19 protein-coding genes and 4 pseudogenes are annotated in these 17979 nt (G+C 50.9%); 10 read left to right on the forward strand and 13 right to left on the reverse strand.

Annotated features, from left to right (window positions below; translation table 11 throughout):
- Positions 1–103: 103 nt before the first annotated feature.
- On the reverse strand, positions 104–1351 hold the full coding sequence (locus tag FAH67_RS02160; protein WP_112890708.1) for an N-acetylmuramoyl-L-alanine amidase: 1248 nt from the start codon (positions 1349–1351) through the stop codon (positions 104–106).
- The gene (gene tsaE, locus FAH67_RS02165; RefSeq protein ID WP_003681072.1) at positions 1339–1809 is read right to left on the reverse strand and encodes a tRNA (adenosine(37)-N6)-threonylcarbamoyltransferase complex ATPase subunit type 1 TsaE; all 471 of its coding nucleotides are present in this window, start codon (positions 1807–1809) and stop codon (positions 1339–1341) included. The genes FAH67_RS02160 and tsaE overlap by 13 nt, the downstream gene beginning before the upstream one ends.
- Positions 1810–1980: 171 nt before the next feature.
- Here tsaE and pheA point away from each other — a divergent pair, with 171 nt between their 5' ends.
- The 3 genes from pheA to prfH all read left to right on the forward strand — a co-directional run bounded on the left by pheA (position 1981) and on the right by prfH (position 5241).
- Entirely contained in the window at positions 1981–3069 is a 1089-nt protein-coding gene (gene pheA / locus FAH67_RS02170; protein ID WP_003681071.1) for a prephenate dehydratase, read from the forward strand.
- Between the two features lie 397 nt (positions 3070–3466).
- Positions 3467–4600 (forward strand): RNA ligase RtcB family protein, encoded by a 1134-nt coding sequence (locus tag FAH67_RS02175; RefSeq protein ID WP_003681068.1) that lies wholly within the window; start codon positions 3467–3469, stop codon positions 4598–4600.
- A 20-nt stretch (positions 4601–4620) separates the two neighbouring features.
- Positions 4621–5241, forward strand: a complete 621-nt coding sequence (prfH, locus tag FAH67_RS02180) for a peptide chain release factor H (protein WP_039864154.1) — start codon at positions 4621–4623, stop codon at positions 5239–5241.
- 84 nt (positions 5242–5325) lie between these two features.
- On the opposite strand, the pseudogene FAH67_RS02185 reads toward prfH, so the two are convergent.
- From FAH67_RS02185 to FAH67_RS02200, 4 genes and pseudogenes are all read right to left on the reverse strand, one after another.
- Positions 5326–6555 (reverse strand): annotated as a pseudogene (locus FAH67_RS02185) (HlyD family type I secretion periplasmic adaptor subunit).
- Positions 6556–6643: 88 nt separating this feature from the next.
- The gene (locus FAH67_RS12380) at positions 6644–6865 is read right to left on the reverse strand and encodes a hypothetical protein (RefSeq protein WP_003681063.1); all 222 of its coding nucleotides are present in this window, start codon (positions 6863–6865) and stop codon (positions 6644–6646) included.
- Positions 6865–7733, reverse strand: a pseudogene (locus FAH67_RS02195) (type I secretion system permease/ATPase); the annotation flags it as partial. The gene FAH67_RS12380 and the pseudogene FAH67_RS02195, both read right to left, overlap by 1 nt.
- 43 nt (positions 7734–7776) lie before the next feature.
- A pseudogene (locus FAH67_RS02200) lies at positions 7777–9045 on the reverse strand (TolC family protein).
- Between the two features lie 302 nt (positions 9046–9347).
- Here FAH67_RS02200 and FAH67_RS02205 point away from each other — a divergent pair.
- Positions 9348–9698, forward strand: a complete 351-nt coding sequence (locus FAH67_RS02205; RefSeq protein ID WP_112890705.1) for a helix-turn-helix domain-containing protein — start codon at positions 9348–9350, stop codon at positions 9696–9698.
- Positions 9602–10498: an IS3 family transposase gene (locus FAH67_RS02210; protein WP_112890689.1), complete on the forward strand. Its 897-nt coding sequence runs from the start codon at positions 9602–9604 to the stop codon at positions 10496–10498. The genes FAH67_RS02205 and FAH67_RS02210 overlap by 97 nt, the downstream gene beginning before the upstream one ends.
- 66 nt (positions 10499–10564) lie before the next feature.
- Here FAH67_RS02210 and FAH67_RS02215 read toward each other — a convergent pair whose 3' ends face one another.
- The 3 genes from FAH67_RS02215 to FAH67_RS02225 are packed head-to-tail and all read right to left on the reverse strand — an operon-like array spanning position 10565 to position 13584.
- On the reverse strand, positions 10565–11824 hold the full coding sequence (locus tag FAH67_RS02215) for an RsmB/NOP family class I SAM-dependent RNA methyltransferase (RefSeq protein ID WP_003681052.1): 1260 nt from the start codon (positions 11822–11824) through the stop codon (positions 10565–10567).
- A gap of 35 nt (positions 11825–11859) precedes the next feature.
- Positions 11860–12708: a DUF1853 family protein gene (locus FAH67_RS02220; RefSeq protein WP_172459147.1), complete on the reverse strand. Its 849-nt coding sequence runs from the start codon at positions 12706–12708 to the stop codon at positions 11860–11862.
- Positions 12709–12768: 60 nt separating this feature from the next.
- Positions 12769–13584, reverse strand: a complete 816-nt coding sequence (locus FAH67_RS02225; RefSeq protein WP_039864144.1) for an RNA methyltransferase — start codon at positions 13582–13584, stop codon at positions 12769–12771.
- 175 nt (positions 13585–13759) lie between these two features.
- Between FAH67_RS02225 and FAH67_RS02230 the strand changes: the two genes are divergently transcribed.
- A complete protein-coding gene (locus FAH67_RS02230) occupies positions 13760–14545 on the forward strand; it encodes an inositol monophosphatase family protein (protein ID WP_003681056.1) in 786 nt (261 codons plus the stop codon).
- A 260-nt stretch (positions 14546–14805) separates the two neighbouring features.
- Here FAH67_RS02230 and FAH67_RS11720 read toward each other — a convergent pair whose 3' ends face one another.
- From FAH67_RS11720 to FAH67_RS11730, 3 genes are read right to left on the reverse strand one after another with little or no spacing between them, the layout of a single operon-like run.
- Entirely contained in the window at positions 14806–15126 is a 321-nt protein-coding gene (locus FAH67_RS11720) for a transposase (protein WP_208648188.1), read from the reverse strand.
- Positions 15083–15289: a transposase gene (locus tag FAH67_RS11725; protein ID WP_112890721.1), complete on the reverse strand. Its 207-nt coding sequence runs from the start codon at positions 15287–15289 to the stop codon at positions 15083–15085. The genes FAH67_RS11720 and FAH67_RS11725 overlap by 44 nt, the downstream gene beginning before the upstream one ends.
- 17 nt (positions 15290–15306) lie before the next feature.
- A complete protein-coding gene (locus tag FAH67_RS11730) occupies positions 15307–15570 on the reverse strand; it encodes a transposase (RefSeq protein ID WP_112890679.1) in 264 nt (87 codons plus the stop codon).
- A 32-nt stretch (positions 15571–15602) separates the two neighbouring features.
- Between FAH67_RS11730 and FAH67_RS02250 the strand changes: the two are divergent.
- The 4 genes and pseudogenes from FAH67_RS02250 to FAH67_RS02265 form a co-directional block, all read left to right on the forward strand.
- Positions 15603–15995 (forward strand): annotated as a pseudogene (locus FAH67_RS02250) (aldehyde dehydrogenase family protein); the annotation flags it as partial.
- An 87-nt stretch (positions 15996–16082) separates the two neighbouring features.
- Positions 16083–16394 carry a Grx4 family monothiol glutaredoxin gene (grxD, locus tag FAH67_RS02255; RefSeq protein WP_003681608.1) on the forward strand — a complete coding sequence of 104 codons (312 nt, stop codon included), beginning with the start codon at positions 16083–16085 and terminating at the stop codon, positions 16392–16394.
- A 148-nt stretch (positions 16395–16542) separates the two neighbouring features.
- Complete coding sequence (upp, locus tag FAH67_RS02260; RefSeq protein ID WP_039864255.1) at positions 16543–17169, forward strand: uracil phosphoribosyltransferase; 627 nt, start codon at positions 16543–16545, stop codon at positions 17167–17169.
- Between the two features lie 97 nt (positions 17170–17266).
- Positions 17267–17584, forward strand: a complete 318-nt coding sequence (locus FAH67_RS02265) for a DUF2322 family protein (RefSeq protein WP_003681614.1) — start codon at positions 17267–17269, stop codon at positions 17582–17584.
- Positions 17585–17645: 61 nt separating this feature from the next.
- Here the strand turns inward: FAH67_RS02265 and trxA are convergent, their stop codons facing one another.
- Positions 17646–17978 (reverse strand): thioredoxin TrxA, encoded by a 333-nt coding sequence (gene trxA / locus FAH67_RS02270; protein ID WP_003681479.1) that lies wholly within the window; start codon positions 17976–17978, stop codon positions 17646–17648.
- Position 17979 lies beyond the last annotated feature (1 nt).

Genomic DNA, 17979 nt, shown 5'->3' on the forward strand with positions numbered 1-17979 from the left:
TGTCGCCATTCTCCCATTTTGCTGTATTGTTCATGCCAATAGATTGCTTGAAAAGATAAGGCCGTCTGAAAAATTTTCAGACGGCCTTTGTTTCATCAAGCCATTAACCGCGTCGTAAAACGGCGGTATTGATGTATTTTTGAATACCGGTGGTAATGGCTTGGGCGCATTGTTGGCGGAAGGACTCGCTGCCGAGCAACCGCTCTTCGGTAGGGTTGGAGAGGAAGGCGGTTTCCACCAAAATGGACGGAACATCCGGCGCGCGGAGGACGGCGAAGTTGGCCTCGTCAACGCGGCCTTTGTGCAGTTGGTTGAGTTTGCCCAATTCGGTCAAGACGGAATGGCCGAGCTTGCGGCTGTCGCGCAGGGTCGCGGTTTGGGTCATGTCCAAAATCGTGTTGTCGACGTTGCGGTTGCCGCTGGATTGTACGCCGCCGATGGCGTCGGCGTTGTTTTGGGTTTGGGCAAGGAATTTTGCCGCCGAGCTGGTCGCGCCTTTGGTATTGAGCATGTACACGCCGGTACCGCGAGCGGACGGGCTGGTAAAGGCATCGGCGTGGATGGATACGAATACGTCGGCATTGCGCGCACGGCCTTTGGCAACGCGTACGCCCAATGGGATAAAGATGTCTTCGTTGCGCGTCATGAATACGTTGTAACCCAAGGCTTCGAGGCGTTTTTTGGTTTCGCGGGCGATGGAGAGTACGACGTTTTTCTCTTTGAGGCCGCTCGGGCTGATTGCGCCGGGGTCTTCACCGCCATGACCGGGATCGATCATAATCACAGGGCGGCGGTTGCCGCCGCTGCCGCGATTGCTTTTAGGGGCAGGGGTGTCGTATGCGATATTGGTATTCGGACGTTGTTTGGGAATATTGCCGTTGAGCAAGGCCATCATCGGGTCGTTGGCATCTGCGCCGTGTGGATAAAGGTCGATAACCAAGCGGTTTTTGAAGTTGCCGACGGGTGCGAGTGCAAAGACTTGCGGATGGGTGCTTTGCTTGAGGTCGATGACGATACGCACGGTGCTGGGCGTATTTTGACCGGCGCGAATGCTGCGGATAAATGGGTCGTTAGACAGCACTTTGCTGGAAATGCCTTGCAGGACGCTGTTGATTTCCGCTCCTTGAATATCCACGACCAACCGGCTGGGGTTGTCCAACATAAAATGTTGGTATTTCATCGAGTGGTTGCTCTCAAGTGTAACGCGTGTGTAGGCGTTCGCCGGCCAAATGCGGACGGCAAGGAATTGCGCAGGAGAGGCCGGTTTGGCCAATGCGGCACCAACGGGCGTGAGGGTGAGAAATAGTCCTGTGCCTTGACGGAGAATGTGTCTTCTAGTTAATTTGACCATGATTTTAAACTTTTTCGGCCTTGGTTTGTGTGGGCGGAAAAGGTGCAAGTTCTGCCCTTATCGGTGTACATCAATGTAATGGTAATGTCTGCCGGAGGCGTGAATTCCCCACCTTGCTGCGGCCATTCGATGAGGCAGACGCTGTCAGGCGCAAACAATTCGTCCAAACCGGCATCTTCCCATTCCTCGGGCATGGTAAAGCGGTAGAGGTCGAAATGGTGGAGGATAAATGTATCCAGCGGATAAGATTCGACAATGGTGTAAGTCGGGCTTTTGACTGCGCCCGTATGTCCCAGTCCGCGCAAAATCCCGCGTGTCAGCGTGGTTTTGCCTGCACCCAGCCCGCCTTCAAGATAGATGGTCAGCGGAGCGGAAAGCTGCTTGCTCCATTCTTCACCCAGTTTCAGGGTTGCTTCTTCATCGGGCAGAAAACGGGTGTACAGTCCGTTTGAGTGCATGGAATAGGCCTTGTCGTTCAAAAGGCTTAATTATGATGGAATTGGCGGCGTTTGCAAACCTGATAGACGATAAAGTTAGATAAAGATAGTGTTGAGGCCGTCTGAAAACGGAATTCAGACGGCCTTTAATGTTAAAATAAAAATATCCCCCACAAAATTGCGAGACAGCTTATGCCTTTATCCATAGACGAACAATTATTGCCGCACCGCAATGCCATCGACAGCATCGATGCGGAAATCCTCCGTTTGCTCAACGAGCGCGCCGGTCATGCGCATGCTATCGGCGAATTGAAAGGGACAGGCGCGGTGTACCGTCCTGAGCGGGAAGTGGCCGTTTTGCGCCGGATTCAGGATTTGAACCGCGGCCCTTTGCCGGATGAATCGGTCACCCGGCTGTTTCGCGAGATTATGAGCGAATGTTTGGCAGTGGAGCGTCCGCTGACGATTGCTTATTTGGGCCCGAAGGGGACATTTACCCAGCAAGCCGCCATCAAACATTTCGGCCACGCCGCACACACCATGGCGTGTGCCACCATCGACAACTGCTTTAAACAAGTTGAAACGCGCCAAGCCGATTATTTGGTGGCGCCGGTAGAAAATTCGACCGAGGGCTCGGTGGGGCGCACTTTGGACTTGTTGGCCGTAACTGCGTTGAAAGCCTGCGGCGAAGTGGTTGTCCGCATTCATCACAACCTGTTGCGTAAAGACAGCCATGAAATCGGCGGCATTACCAAAGTTTTCGCCCATGCCCAAGCCTTGGCACAATGCAACGACTGGCTCGGTCGCAACCTGCCCAATGCCGAGCGTATCGCCGTAGCCAGCAATGCAGAAGCAGCGCGTTTGGTTGCCGAATCTGACAGCCCGAATGTGGCCGCCATTGCCGGACGTATCGCCGCAGAAATTTATCAGTTGAGCTGTGCCGCCGAGTGCATCGAAGACGAACCGAATAACACCACGCGCTTCTTGGTGATGGGTCATCAAGAAACCGGCCGCAGCGGCAACGACAAAACCTCTTTGGTCGTATCCGCGCCCAACCGTGCCGGTGCCGTTACTTCCTTGTTGCAACCCTTCACCGAGTTGGGCATTTCCATGACCAAATTTGAAAGCCGCCCAAGCAAATCGGTTTTGTGGGAATACCTGTTCTTCATCGACATCGAAGGCCATCAAAGCGATGAAAATGTCCAAAAAGCCTTGCAGCTTTTGGGTGAACGCGCTTCCTTCGTGAAAGTTGTCGGCTCTTATCCGACCGTTGTTTTGTAAGGATTATTGGGCATCAAAGGCCGTCTGAAAAGTTTTCAGACGGCCTAAATCATGTTCTCAATAGTTGCCATTTATGCAACATTATTGGCAGATTGATGTCAGTAAATTTGCATGATTGGAAATGAACCTTATATAATCCGAACGTTTTTAATATTTTCATGCAAAGAAAGGAGCAAGCCATGACATGCAATACTTCAATCCGCTCAATCACATTCTTTGCAGCCCAAGCGTCGGTCTGACTTTCGGATAACGCTTTTCGCATTCCATGTCGCCCGCTTCGGGCTGCTTTCCCTACGATTATCGGCTAGAAACCAGGCCGTCTGAACATTTCGCAGACGGTGGATACCTATTGTCATCTGTTGACGGTTTCTATCCGTTTTAAAGAAAGCATAAACACATGGGCAATTATCCCCATCATATTCAAATTATTGCCGATTCAAATACATGGATTGAAGGCAACGCTGTCGCACAGCTTGAAACCACCGCCCGATTACCGCATATGCTACGCGTTGCCGGAATGCCGGATTTACACGCAGGGCGCGGTTATCCGGTTGGCGCGGCATTTTTCAGTGAACGTCATTTTTATCCTGCCTTGATTGGGAACGACATCGGTTGCGGTATGGCGTTTTGGCAGACCAATTTGCGCGCAACCAAACTCAAACCGGCCAAACTCGCCAAACAGCTGGGCAATATCGATACGCCGCTAGATAAAGACGAACAGGTCGATTTATTAGGCGACGCTGTCGATATGAGCCAATTTTCAGACGGCCTTGCCGTGGGTACGATTGGCGGTGGCAACCATTTTGCCGAGTTGCAAACCGTTGATACCGTTTATCGCGCCGACCTGCTTCCGCCCGATTTTGATGAAAACCATCTGCAACTGTTAGTACATAGCGGTTCGCGCGGATTGGGCCAGCAGATTTTGCAACGCCATATTGCCGCCTTTGGGCATCAAGGTTTGGCGGAAGAGGGCGAAGCGGCGGCAGCCTACCTTGCCGAACACCAAGCAGCCTTGGAGTTTGCCGGCCTTAACCGCCGTTTGATTGCGGCCAGAATGCTCGACCGTTGGAGCGCAGAAGGAACATGCCTGCTCGATGTCCATCATAATTTTTTGGAACAAACTGAGATTGACGGCACAACCGGTTGGTTGCACCGAAAAGGCGCAACGCCCACCGATAAAGGCTTGGTCATGATACCCGGCTCGCGCGGCGATTACAGCTATCTGGTTCAACCTGCCGAAAATTGCCAAATTTCGTTGAATACCTTGGCTCACGGCGCAGGTCGGAAATGGCAGCGCGGCGAATGCAAAGGCAGACTGTCGCACAAATATACTGCCGACAGCCTGCGCCGGACCGAATTTGGCAGCGTAGTCGTTTGTCAGGATAAGGCCCTGATTTTTGAAGAAGCGCCGCAGGCTTATAAAAGCATCGACAGCGTTATTGCCGCTATGAAAAACGCTGGTTTGATTGAATTGGTCGCGCGGTTCAAGCCTGTTTTGACTTATAAAACCGGCGGCGAGTGTGGAGCGTAAAGATGAAACAGCATACACCAGTGATTTATCTACAAATTTCCACCGCGCAAGGGCCGGCAGAGTGCCGTATATTTGCCCGTTTCGTTTTGGGCAAGCTGCTTGCCGAAGCCCAAGTCAAAGGCATTGATGCCGAACTTGTTACCGAAACCGCCGATAAGCACGGCATTTTGTCGGCAACGCTCAAGTTGGAAGGTCAGAAAACCGAAAGCTTAGCGCAAACTTGGCAGGGGACACTCCAATGGATATGCCCCAGCCCTATCCGTCCGAAACATCCGCGCAAAAATTGGTATATAGGTGTTTTCCGCTTGCCCGATATGCCGCAGAGGTATGAAATGCCGTCTGAAAACGGAATCGAGTTTCAAACCTGCCGTTCGGGCGGCAAGGGTGGGCAACACGTCAATAAAACCGAAAGCGCCGTCCGCGCCACCCATAAAGAAAGCGGCATTTCCGTGCGGGTCGAGAGCGAACGCAGCCAGCATGCCAATAAAAAATTGGCGGTAATGTTATTGGCGCAAAAACTGGCGGAGCATCATGCCGGACAGGCAGGAAATTTTGCGCAGGAGCAGCACGCGCAACTCTATCAAGTTGAGCGCGGCAATCCGAAAAGGACGTTTGTCGGAGCTATTTTTAAGGAGAAATAATTTATTTGCCGGATAAACAGGCATTTAAAACATAAACCAAAGGCCGTCTGAAAACTTTCAGACGGCCTTTTATCGTTTTATCGATTAGCGTTCGCTCAACGCTTGTTTCATACGCGTAATCGGTTTGATCAGGTATTGGAAGATGGTTTTTTTCACCGGTTTTGATGTCCACCGTTGCAACCATGCCCGGAATAATCGGCATAGGTTTGCCGTTTTTGTCTTTCAGTGAGTTGTTTTCGGTTTGGACGAGAACACGGTAATAAACTTGGTTCGGGTCAAGTTTCAAGTCGTTGGCACGGTTTTGCATAGAGTTGCTGACGGTATCGGCGCCGACGAGGGTAACTTTGCCTTCCAAACCGCCGTAGATGGAGTAGTCGTAGGCGCTGACTTTAACCAATGCAGGTTGGCCTGTGCGGATAAAGGCGATGTCTTGCGGGCGGATGTAGGCTTCGACCAGCAGTTTGTCGTCAACCGGGACGATTTGCATGATGTCTTCGCCTGCGTTCACAACGCCGCCGATGGTGGTGACTTTTATGCCTTTGACGATGCCGCGCATAGGCGCGCGGATTTGCGAGCGTTCAACCGGGTCGGCACGCATGGCAACGTTTTCTTTGGATTGCGCCAGCTCGGATTCGGCTTGCAAGAGTTCGTTGTTGGCATCGGCTTTGTAGCGGTTGTGGCGTTCGGAGATTTGGGTGGCCAAGTCTGCGGAATCGCGGCGCATTCTTAAAAGTTCGACTTCGGAAACCACGCCTTCGGCAACCATAGGTGCAGTAATGGCAATTTCGCGGTCAAGCGCGGCCTTGCTTTGGGAGAGGCCGCTGACGGCATCGGTCATGGCTTGACGGCGTGCTTTGTAGGCGGCAATTTTGCGACGGCGAAGCTCAGAGCCCACGCTGTCAGAGAAGGAGAGCTTGGTGCCGTAGGCTTCGGCTTTAAGACGGGCAACGGTCGCTTCGAGGTTTTCGACTTTGGCTTCGCTTTCACGTAAAACGGCGGAGCTGCGCGTGTCGTCGAGTTTCATCAGAATCTGATCTTTCTCGACCATGTCGCCTTCTTTAACCATGATTTCGGTTACGATGCCGGAATCCAGGCTTTGGATTACTTGCTCACGGCTGCTGGGAATGATATTGCCATTGCCACGGGTAACTTCTTCGACAGGGCTGTTGTAAGCCCAAATAACGAAGACAATCATGAGAATGAAAACAGGATGATGACAATAAACTGGCCACTGTGTTTTTCTTTTTGAAGGGCGGCATTGAGGTCGCTGATGAGGTCGAGACCTTTAGATTTGACGTTGTTTTTGCGGCTCATAATCGTGTATCTTTATTGTGTTTGGTGGATTTTAACCATTAGGGCAGGCCGTCTGAAAGAGTAAGTAGGTTTCAGACGGCCTTTTGCTTTATTGTGCTGCCGATTGAGGGGTGGCGGCAGCTTGTTGTTGCTGCTGTTTGACTGCAGCAGCTTGTTGCTGTTGTTGTTTGACGTTGGCTTCTTTGGCCTGTTTGTTTTGCATGAGTTTTTGCAATACCAGATCACGCGGGCCGTCCATCACGACTTTACCATTGTCCATCACAATAATTCGGTTGACGATTTGCAGCACTTGCGGACGGTGGGTCACCATTTGCCGCCGACCATGGAAATCACGAAGATAAACAGCAACAGGAAAGGCAAGTCGACAATAGTCAACAAGCTGGCACTGGTCATGAACTCGCGCACGGCTTCAAATTCGCGCAGGTTGCTGGCGTATGAACCGGAAGAAGCTGGACGGTCTGCCAGACGCAATGCCATCACGCGGCGGAACAGGGCGGAGCTGATGATCAAATCGACTTTTTTACCGGCAATATCGGTCAAGTGGCCGCGAATCATCTTGGTGGCAAATTCAAATAAAATCGCCAAGACCACGCCGATGCTCAATACCCACAAGGTTTCATAGGCTTGGTTGGGAATCACGCGGTCGTACACGTTCATCACATACAGGGAGCTGACGAGCGCAAGGAAGTTGATGATGGTGGCCAAGATGACTTGGTAGTAGTAGCTGCGGAAACGCCAAATGACTTTCCAAAACCATGCTTTGGGCAGATGGTATTCAGGCAACTCCGAGCGCATATCGGTAGCCATTTGGGGTTTGATAAACCAGCAGTAGCCCAAATACAGGCTGGAGAGCTGCTCATGGCTGAGTTCTTGTTCCAAACCGTCAACCTGGAGGATATGGTATTTGCGCTCTTGGCCGGAGCCTTCGATTTGGGTGATGACCGCTACTTCTTCGTTGTGCAGGATAATCATAACCGGCACGGCGAGCGAGGGGATGTCTTCCAGATTGCGTTTGGATAAGGTGTTTCAAATCCGTGGCTGCGCAGGACTTCGACCAGTGAGTGATAGTTGACCTTGAGCTTTTTGTCGCGCACGACTTCGGCGGACAAAGCGGCTTCGGATATGGGCGCACCCAAAAGGCGGGTCACTAAAACGATGTGTTCAATGATGGCTTTCATATTTTTTCGCGTAATGTTTTTGGTTTAACCAGCGGATATGGCTTTATTTTTGTACCAAACCGACCCAAGCGGAGATTTTGGCCTGGGTATTTAAATAGTCGAGCGCCGCATCGCGGAAATCGTTGCGGGCGGCAACGTAATCCTGTTCGATGGAAGATAACTCGCTGTATGCGCTCAAAACGTCGGTCAGCGTACGTCGGGCGATTTTAAACTGCAATTCGTACACTTTGATGACTTCTTTTTGGGCGGCGATGTGTTGCGCCGTCAGCGCGGTACGCTGTTCGCTTTCCTGCATATCGATGGCGGATGTTTGAACGCGTTCGTTCATGTCGCGCAGGATTTGTTCAGACTTGGCTTCTGCGGCGATCAATGATTTGGCATTGCGTTCTACATTGTGTCTTGCAGCAATATCCAACACATTTCATGCAACGTTTAAATAAAGCTGTCTGGTGTTGCGCGTCGCACTGCCTTCCAAATTGAGGGCAGGCAGGCATTAGGCTTTGGAAGCGTCCAAATCGGCACGGACGCTGTCGCGTTCGGCCAATTGTGCCTGATAGGACGGATTGTTGTTGCGGTTGGGGTTGTTGAAACGTTCGCTGATGGATTTCGCCGTGTCGTTTTTAAACGGATCTTCCAAATCGTTGGCAGTCAGCTGGCGCGAGGTATAGCGGGACAGGCGGCTCAGTGCCAAATCCATGGTGCGGCGTTGTTGGGCAATGATGTTTGCCACTTGCAGTTGGCGCACGCGCGCTTCAATCAGCTCGGAACGGCGGCCTGCATCATATTTGACGATGGTGTCCAAGTCTTTTAAGAGGTTGTTGTGGCGTGCCAAAGTCTGTTCGTTGAGGATCAGGGTTTCTTTTGCACGCAATGCGCTCAGGTAGAGGCGGCCGATATCGCTGCCCAGCTGCTCTTGGCTTTCGGTGTATTTGTGTTGATAGTATTCTTCGCGGCTGCGGTCGCGGCGGACGGCGGCTTCAATCGCACCCCATGAGTAGATGTTCACGCTGCCGCGCACGCCGATACCGTCATCCATGTCGTTGCTGTTGTATTTATTGTGTTGCGCCAGCACTTTCGTACCGGTCAGGGTAACGACAGGATAATGGCGTGCGCGCGTGGCTTTGGTCGTGCTTTGTGCTGCTTCTTGAGTGGCTTTGGCTTCACGCACAATCGGGTCGCTGATTAAAGCGTCCCTGAGGATGTCTTGCAGGCTGTATGCAGAGGCCGTCTGAAACGGCAACAGACAGCAGGCGACGGCAATGGCCGATGACAATAAACGGGGCTTTGTGGGTGAAGAATAAATATGCGACATGATTTTTAACCAAATGATTTATATATTATCGTTGTCTGTATCGGGTATCGCCTGAGGCATGACCGGGCGAATTTTGAACGAGAACACATACATTTACAAAGCATAAAGCATTTTTTCCAGCTTTTCACAATATTCTGATAAAAGGTCGAGATACATGCCTTAAAGTATATTATTGCAGAGCGCGACTATCGTATTTAATGATTTTAATGTAAAAAATCTATCAAAAAGGCCGTCTGAAAGGATTGAACTGCACCCCAAAAGTTGGACACCCCCCCCTCCAACTCACAAGGTGCAGTTTTTTTATGGGCAAATATACATTACACTTCAAATACCAAGCCGTACTCCACTACCTGCACATACGCAGTCAACAGCGTACCGCAGACCACTACGGCATTTCCCGAACCAACCTGCGACGATGGATACGCGCCTATCAAGAAGGCGGCATCGGCGCACTCGAACATCCCCAATCCAAAACCATGCCCCAACACCGCAAAAACCCCTTCATCGCCGACAAACCCGACCACGAAAAAACACAGGCAGAGCTTATCGAAGAGTTGTGCTATATGCGCGCAAAGGTTGCCTACCTAAAGGAGTTAAAAGCCCTCAGCAAAAAACAGACCGAAAAGGACAAAGCCAAACCGTCCAAACACTGAGGGCGCAACACCCGCTCAAATACCTGCTGCACATCGCAAACCTGCCCAAAAGCAGCTTTTACTACCATCATCAGGACCGACCCGACCCCAATGAAGCCGACAAAGCCCTTATCGCCGAAATCTACGAACGGCATAAAGGACGCTACGGGCAAAGGCGCATTGCAGCAGCATTAGGTTGGAACCGCAAAAAAGTGGCGCGGCTGATGAGGCAGCTAGGACTGAAAGCCCTCATACGGGCAAAAAAAGCCTACCGCCATCCCGCCATGGGCGAAATATCGGAACACCTCCTCAAACGCCGGTTCAAAGCCCGAAAGCCCAACGAAAAATGGCTGACCGACGTGACCGAACTCAAAGGAAAGGACGGCAAACTGTACCTCTCGCCGATCTTGGACCTGTTCAACCGCGAAATCATCGCCTACGCCATGAGCCGCAGAGCCGACAGTGAAATGGTGAAGGAAATGCTCGAAAAAGCGGCACCCCGGCTGACTGATAAAGGAACGATGCTTCATTCCGACCAAGGTGTGCTGTACCGTACGGCGGGGTATAGGGAATTGCTTGCGGAGTATTTCATGGTTCAAAGCATGTCGCGAAAGGCGAATTGTTGGGACAATGCACCGATGGAAAGCTTCTTTGCGGTGCTGAAGACGGAGTGTTTCTACCGTGCAGGGGAATTGACGGTGGATGAATTGATGAAACAGATAGATGACTATATGGATTACTACAACCGCGAGCGTTGCAGTTTGAAATTGAAAAAGCTGAGTCCTGTCGCATACAGAACCCGGCTTACACAGAGTGCCTGAATAGGCTTTTATGAGTGTCCAAGATTTGGGGGCCAGTTCAGATTTTCAGACGGCCTTTTTTCAACCTTAATCCTTACGTTGCAATACAGCGGCAAAGAAGCCGTCGGTTTGGTGTTCTCCGGAGTTGAGACGCAGGTATTTGCCGGTATCCAAATCGACCTTTAGGCTTTGCAGAAGTTCGGCGCAGTTGACGAGTTCAAATTCGGGATGTTCGGACAGGAAACGTTCGACCTGCAACTCGTTTTCTTCCGGCAACACGCTGCAGGTGGCGTAAACCAGCCTGCCTTGCGGTTTCACCAGTTTGGAGGCGGCATCGAGGATGCTGTGCTGCTGTTCCAAAAGGTTGGCTACGGTCTCGGCGGATTGGCGGTATTTGAGGTCGGGATTGCGGCGCAGCGTGCCCAAACCGGAGCAGGGCGCGTCCACCAACACACGGTCGGCTTTGCCTGCCAGTCGGGCGATACGGGTATCGTGTTCGCTGCTGATGCGTTCGGGGTGGATATTGGTCAGTCCGGCGCGGGTCATGCGCGGTTTGAGGTTGGCAAGGCGTTTTTCGGCGATGTCGAAGGCGTAGATTCTGCCTTTGTTCGCCATTTGCGCGCCGACAGCCAAGGTTTTACCGCCTGCGCCGGCGCAGAAATCGACAATGATTTCGCCGCGTTTTGCACCCACCAATAAGGCAAGCAGCTGGCTGCCTTCGTCTTGGACTTCCAGCGTGCCGTCTAAAAACAACTCGTGTTTGTTAAGCGCAATTTTATTTTTCAGGCGGATGCCCCAAGGCGAATAAGGCGTGGCTTCTGCATCGGTACTTTCGGCTTGCAACAGAGGTAGCACTTTATCTCGTTTGCCTTTCAAGGTATTGACGCGGATGTCGAGCGGGGCAGGTTGGTTGATGCTGCGGCCGAAGGCGAGGATTTCTTCTTCGCTCCAATGCTGTTGCAGTTGTTCCACCAGCCATTGCGGCAATTCTGCGGCGGTATTCAGGCCGTCTGAAAACTCGGTTTTACGGGCTTTCAAATTGCCGAGGAACTTTGTTTCTTCTTCATCAGGCAGGTCTTTGATTTGGCTGATATTGGTGCTTCTGCCGAGAACCAGTGCGGCAAGTGCGGCTTTGCGCGGTTGCGCGTGCGGACGGCGCAGGGCAGTGCTGATTTTTTGATAGTGTCTCAGCGCGGCAAAGGCGGTTTCGGCGATTTCATGGCGGTCTTGGCGGCCGAGCTTTTTGTGTTCGCGGAAATAGGCGGTGAGGACGGCATCGGAAGGCTGTTTGAAAGTCAGCATTTCAGCCAAAACTTTGGCGGTATGGTCGAGTTGTGCGGCGTTCATAATGCAATGGGTTCTCTTAAAGTTGGGAAAGGGTTTCAGACGGCCTTCATGATGCGTTCGATTTCGTGCCAAAAGCCGTCCGGCCGACATTCCAAAACAGCAATCAAGCCTTGATCGATATGGCGGATTTCGGTTTCGTTTAATGCTTCGGTTTCGGCAACACGCGCAGGCGCGAGGTAGGCCATACGGTCGAGCAGGTGGTAGCGCACTTCTCGGCGTTCAAACCCGTATTCCGCCCAATCTTGAATATAGACGCCGCGCCAACCGTATGGATTAAGCGGCGGCTCAAAAGCATGGAAACCGTGTGGGAAAAATCCGATGCCGCGCACGATGGATGCAGGGAGCGGATTTTCCGGCTGGCCTTGTGTCGCTAAGGTCGCTTTGCCTTGCGGCGTATGCAGCAGTTTGGATTGCTGCACCAGTTTGGCGGCTTTGTCCGTCAGCGTATCTTTAGGATTGAGGCCGTGCAGGTTTTGCACTTGGTCTCCGCCGTAGTATTTACACGCCAGCTCGATATGGTAGGGCTGTTGGTTGAGGGAAACGACAAAATCCGCAGCCCCCAAAGTTTGGCTGCCTGAAAAAACGGGCAGGTTGTATGCGTGCAGCTTGGCGTGCGGTGCGTTGGCAAACCAGAAAGCCAGCAGCTCTTCGGCATAAATGCCGAGACGGTGGCCGAACGGGGCGCATCGGGCGAGGTAATCCTTCAGCGGCGTGGGATCGGCATCCAATGCCAAAAGGTAGCGGAAACCGTGTTCCCCCAGTAGTTCGCGCACGCTCAATTCGCAACCGCTTTGCCACAAAGGCGGCGCAGTCAGCAGCGAGGCAAGGTCGCGGACGGGTTGGCTGGTGAGTTTCCACCATAATGCGTCTAGGGCGTAATTCATGCTTATCCGAATATCAGTCATGCCGTCTGAAAGTCTGGAAATGTTTTCAGACGGCCTTAATCAGTCTTTTTTATGGATACGGTGGCTGACGGTATTGAAAAAACCGCGCAGGATGTCGATGTCTTCGGTTTGCGTGTTGGCGCGTCCGAACAGGCTTTGCATACGGCGCATCAGGCGTTCTCCGTTGCGGCGGTTGAAAAAGCCGATGTCGTTCATCACGCTTTCCATATGGGCGACCATGCCTTTGATTTGTTCGTGGGTCGCGGCGTGGTCTTCCTGTTGCAGATGGGTCATGGGCGAATCGGTTTGGCTGAAGATTTCGTAGCACACGACCTGCACGGCTTGGGCGAGGTTGAGCGAGAAATAGTCGGGATTGCCGTTGATGGTCATCAGTCGGTTGCAGGCTTGGACTTCTTCGATGCTCAAGCCGAAAGTTTCGTTGCCGAAAACCAGCGCCACTTTCTCGCCGCGGTTGGCGGCCTGTAGTAATTCGGGTACCAAATCGCGCGGCGTTTGCAGCGGCGCAGTGATTTCGCGGCGGCGGCTGGTCAGGGCGCAGGCGATAGTGGTGTCGGCAAGGGCTTTGTCCAAAGAAGCGGCAATGGTGGCATTTTCCAAAACGTCCGCCGCGCCGGAAGCGAGGATGAAACTTTCTTCAGGCAGTGCAAAACTTTGCACGTCATCGGGATTGAAAACGGGCGGGTTTTCCGTCATCGGCGTTGCCATCAGATTTGGGGCGACGATGGTCAATTTGTGCAGGCCCATTGTTTTCATGGCGCGCGCGGCGGAGCCGATATTGGCGGGATGGCTGGTACGCGTGAGGATGATGCGGATGTTGTCCAGATAAGCGGGCAGGGCGGGTTTTTCGGAAGTCATGTTTTGTTTTCTGTTTGTACGGGAATCAGGTATAATGCGCCATCTTTTTGTTTTCAGACGGCCTTTTTCCATGCCGTCTGAAATGTTCTTTAACAGCATCGGAAACGATTAACAGCCTCTTGTGTGCCTTGTTCGGCGCATTAGGGCGTATTTTACCTGAATTAGGAAGAAAACCATGAATCCGTTTTTAAATACCGCTTTCAAAGCCGCCCGTAAAGCAGGGCAAATGATGATTCGCGCCGCCGGCAATCTGGATGCCGTCAAAGTAGACAGCAAAGCATTCAACGACTTCGTTTCCGATGTTGACCGCAGCTCCGAGATGATTTTGGTGGAAGCGCTCAAAGAAGCCTATCCGCATCACAAAATCACTTGCGAAGAAGGCGGCTCCCACGGTAAAGCCACCGCCGAGTACGAATGGATTATCGATCCGCTCGACGGCACAACCAACTTCCTCCACGGCCATCCTCAATACGCCATCTCTATGGCACTCCTGCACAAAGGCGTGTTGCAAGAAGCTTTGGTGTACGCACCTGAGCGCAACGACGTATATATGGCTTCCCGCGGCAAAGGCGCGTTGCTCAACGACCGTCGTATCCGCGTTTCCAACCGCATCGAATTGAACCGCTGCCTGATCGGTACAGGCTTCCCTGTTGTCGATCAAAGCATGATGGACAAGTATCTGGCGATTTTGAAAGATTTCTTGGCAAAAACCGCCGGCGGCCGTCGCGAAGGCGCGGCTTCTTTGGATTTGTGTGCCGTTGCGGCCGGCCGTTTGGACGGTTTCTTCGAGTTCAACCTCAAGCCTTGGGATATTGCCGCCGGTGCATTGATTGTTCAAGAAGCAGGCGGTATCGTTACCGATATGTCCGGTGATGAAGGCTGGTTGGAAAGCGGCGACATCGTTGCGGCCAATCCTAAAGTATTGGCGCAAATGCTGAAAATTATTTCTGAACACCAATAAGCATTTATAGAGAACGGTCTGTATTTATCTTTGCAGGCCATGTTCTCAATAATCGGTAAAAGGCCGTCTGAAACCTGAAATAGGGTTTCAGACGGCCTTTTGTTTTGTTGTTAACGGATTCGGATAAAGGCTGAAAATACGGTTTTAAAAGGAGGCGTTTTTTTAATTTTGTCTGTATTTTTTATTGCTTCGCAGTTATGATGTGGATACGTTTGGCTGAAATAATGCCGCATGAAATCAGAACCTGTATTCACAAACAACTATTTGATAAATTTTAATATTTGTGAAATATACCCTAGTTTGACAAAATTTTCAGCAGATAAATTCGTCTGCTCAAAATCTTTTGCCAAACGTCGAGACCAACCCAACCATGCAAACGTTCGTTCTACAATCCAACGTTTGGGCAGAATATGCCAAGAAATATCTTGAATTTTCTTTGAAATCTCAACAGTTAAACCCAATTGCTCCGATACTTCGCGCTCAAATGTATTCCGATAACCTGCGTCTGCACAGAAACCTTTTAAACCAGGATAGGTCTCAAACGCTTTTTTTGCTACAAAAAATACCTGCTTTTGTGTCATGGATATTGGCTGCATGAACCACAACAGACAATAGGTTACCCAACGTATCAACAGCTATATGTCGCTTACGGCCTTTGATTTTTTTACCTCCGTCAAAACCTTTATCATGTGCGCCGGAAGCTGTTTTGACACTTTGCGAATCAATAATGGCATAAGTCGGCATCGCTTGTTTTTGATGGATTAAACGTTTTTTTGAACCAATGCCGAAAGAATCCTATCCCATAAGCCTGATTGGTTGGCTCTGCGATAGAAACTCCATACGGTTGGATAAGGTGGAAAATCATTGGGCAGCATACGCCATTGGCAACCTGTTTTGGTAATGTACAAAACGGCATTCACTAATTCACGTTTATCCCATTTGTAGTGGCGTAGCCGGTTAAAATGCGGCTCAATCGCTTGCCATTGGGCATCTGTTAAGTCTGTTGGGTAGGATTTTCCAGTCATAAAGATATTTTATCATTTTGTGAATACAGGTTTTTAGAGCTGATCAGGAAGCATTGCGTATGTTTAAAAATGCTGTTTTGGCAACCGAGGAAGATTACAGCACTGAGTTTCTTGACTATATTATGTCGGTCAAAACAGTGAAAACAGTGGAAGAAGCCGTCGATTGGATTAACGGCCACACGACGCATCACTCGGAAGCGATTGTGACCCAAAGCATTGCCCATGCCGAGTTTTTCCAAGAAAGCATTGATGCGGCGGCGGTTTATGTCAATGCGTCCACGCGGTTTACCGACGGTTTTGTTTTCGGATTGGGCGCGGAAATCGGTATTTCCACCCAAAAAATGCACGCCCGCGGCCCGATGGGTTTGGAAGCGCTGACTTCGACCAAATTCTATATCAACGGCAACGGTCAGATCCGATGTTGAGAAACGTACCCTCAATTCCATCAATTTGCGTATAATGGCGGGAAATTTGATTTTCCCCGAACAACCGATTTAGTAAAAGGAACACACATGTCCTCTATCCACGATCAAATCAAAGAAGTCGTAACCACCCACCGCGTCGTATTGTTCATGAAAGGCACGAAGCAGTTCCCACAATGCGGCTTCTCTTCCCGTGCCGTACAAATCCTGAATGCGGCAGGTTGCACCGACTATGTGACTGTAAACGTATTGGAAAACGATGCAGTACGCCAAGGCATTAAAGAATACAGCGACTGGCCGACCATTCCTCAACTGTACGTCAACGGCGAATTTGTCGGCGGTTCTGACATTTTGATGGAAATGTACGAAGCCGGCGAACTGCAAGAATTGCTGAAAGCTTAATCATCTACAATATTCCGTAATGTAAAATTGTTGACAAAGGCCGTCTGAAACCCTGATTCAGACGGCCTTTCGCACGAAACATACCCTTTCCGCCATTCGTGAAAAAAAGTATAATTCACTCCGTTAACGAAACATGGAAATACAAAAAATGAACGTTACCGTCATCAATCATCCCCTCGTCCGCCATAAACTGACTTTGATGCGCGAGGCAGAATGCAGCACCTACAAATTCCGCACGCTCACTACCGAGCTGGCACGCCTGATGGCATACGAAGCCAGCCGCGACTTTGAAACCGAAAAATACATCATTGACGGTTGGTGTGGTTCTATCGAAGGCGACCGTATCAAAGGCAAAACCTTGACCGTTGTCCCTATTTTGCGTGCCGGTTTGGGTATGCTCGACGGCGTACTTGACCTGATTCCTACCGCTAAAATCAGCGTTGTCGGCTTGCAGCGCGATGAAGAAACGCTGAAACCGGTTTCTTACTTTGAGAAATTCGTTGACAGCATGGCCGAGCGTCCAGCCCTGATTATCGACCCGATGTTGGCAACCGGCGGCTCTATGGTTGCGACCATCGACTTGCTGAAAGCCAAAGGTTGCAGCAATATCAAAGCATTGGTATTGGTTGCCGCTCCGGAAGGCGTGAAAGCCGTCAATGACGCGCATCCTGATGTAACCATCTACACTGCCGCGCTCGACAGCCACTTGAACGAACACGGCTACATCATCCCAGGCTTGGGCGATGCCGGCGATAAGATTTTCGGTACACGTTAATTGAAATGTTTAAGGCCGTCTGAAAAGTGCCAAACATCAACTTTCAGACGGCCTTGTTATATGGTTTGCTTTAAAACCCACATCAGAAAGGACAATCATGAGCTTCCAAGATAATCTGGCCACCATGCCTGCCATCGACCATTTGAGCGGCTTGGATATTCTCGATAAAGAGGGCAAAGTGGTTCATCACATTCCCAATGCGCCCGGCAAACAAGGCTCGCTCAAGCTTTACCATGCTTTGGCGCAAGAGTTTGACGGCAAGCTGGACGCAGCGGCGGCAGAACGCGGCCTAACATGGTTTGCCGAACATGTTGCCGATGCCGAAGCCAATCCAGGTAAGCATCCGAATATTGATTTGCTGTTTAAAGTGAAAGCTGAAAATATCAGCCTGACTTTGAAACCATTGGCTGCTTAATGAATACAAAAAAGGCCGTCTGAAAACAAGTTTCAGACGGCCTTTTTATATGCTTAAAGCCTTAGGCGATAGAAGCTTCAACGAATGCAGTCAGTTGACCTTTAGCCAATGCACCGACTTTAGTGGCAACGTTTTCGCCGTTTTTGAACACCATCAGGGTAGGGATGCCGCGAACGCCGAATTTGGCAGGAGTGGCTTCATTGTCGTCGATGTTGATTTTAACGACTTTCAGACGGCCTTGGAATTCGGAGGCGATGTCGTCCAGGATTGGGGCAATCATTTTGCAAGGGCCGCACCATGGTGCCCAGAAGTCCAGCAGTACAGGTACATCGGATTTCAAAACGTCTTGTTCGAAGCTGGCATCGCTGGCGTGGATAATCAATTCGCTGCTCATG

Source organism: Neisseria flavescens (assembly GCF_005221285.1).
Lineage (GTDB): Bacteria > Pseudomonadota > Gammaproteobacteria > Burkholderiales > Neisseriaceae > Neisseria > Neisseria flavescens.

Excerpts from the sequence above, each read along its gene's own strand:
- FAH67_RS02160 (WP_112890708.1), bottom strand. The coding sequence starts at position 1,351 with ATGGTCAAATTAACTAGAAGACACATTCTCCGTCAAGGCACAGGACTA.
- tsaE (WP_003681072.1), bottom strand. The coding sequence starts at position 1,809 with ATGCACTCAAACGGACTGTACACCCGTTTTCTGCCCGATGAAGAAGCA.
- pheA (WP_003681071.1), top strand. The coding sequence starts at position 1,981 with ATGCCTTTATCCATAGACGAACAATTATTGCCGCACCGCAATGCCATC.
- FAH67_RS02175 (WP_003681068.1), top strand. The coding sequence starts at position 3,467 with ATGGGCAATTATCCCCATCATATTCAAATTATTGCCGATTCAAATACA.
- FAH67_RS12380 (WP_003681063.1), bottom strand. The coding sequence starts at position 6,865 with ATGGTGACCCACCGTCCGCAAGTGCTGCAAATCGTCAACCGAATTATT.
- FAH67_RS02205 (WP_112890705.1), top strand. The coding sequence starts at position 9,348 with ATGGGCAAATATACATTACACTTCAAATACCAAGCCGTACTCCACTAC.
- FAH67_RS02215 (WP_003681052.1), bottom strand. The coding sequence starts at position 11,824 with ATGAACGCCGCACAACTCGACCATACCGCCAAAGTTTTGGCTGAAATG.
- FAH67_RS02220 (WP_172459147.1), bottom strand. The coding sequence starts at position 12,708 with ATGAATTACGCCCTAGACGCATTATGGTGGAAACTCACCAGCCAACCC.
- FAH67_RS02225 (WP_039864144.1), bottom strand. The coding sequence starts at position 13,584 with ATGACTTCCGAAAAACCCGCCCTGCCCGCTTATCTGGACAACATCCGC.
- FAH67_RS02230 (WP_003681056.1), top strand. The coding sequence starts at position 13,760 with ATGAATCCGTTTTTAAATACCGCTTTCAAAGCCGCCCGTAAAGCAGGG.
- FAH67_RS11720 (WP_208648188.1), bottom strand. The coding sequence starts at position 15,126 with ATGACACAAAAGCAGGTATTTTTTGTAGCAAAAAAAGCGTTTGAGACC.
- FAH67_RS11725 (WP_112890721.1), bottom strand. The coding sequence starts at position 15,289 with ATGCCGACTTATGCCATTATTGATTCGCAAAGTGTCAAAACAGCTTCC.
- FAH67_RS11730 (WP_112890679.1), bottom strand. The coding sequence starts at position 15,570 with ATGACTGGAAAATCCTACCCAACAGACTTAACAGATGCCCAATGGCAA.
- grxD (WP_003681608.1), top strand. The coding sequence starts at position 16,083 with ATGTCCTCTATCCACGATCAAATCAAAGAAGTCGTAACCACCCACCGC.
- upp (WP_039864255.1), top strand. The coding sequence starts at position 16,543 with ATGAACGTTACCGTCATCAATCATCCCCTCGTCCGCCATAAACTGACT.
- FAH67_RS02265 (WP_003681614.1), top strand. The coding sequence starts at position 17,267 with ATGAGCTTCCAAGATAATCTGGCCACCATGCCTGCCATCGACCATTTG.
- trxA (WP_003681479.1), bottom strand. The coding sequence starts at position 17,978 with ATGAGCAGCGAATTGATTATCCACGCCAGCGATGCCAGCTTCGAACAA.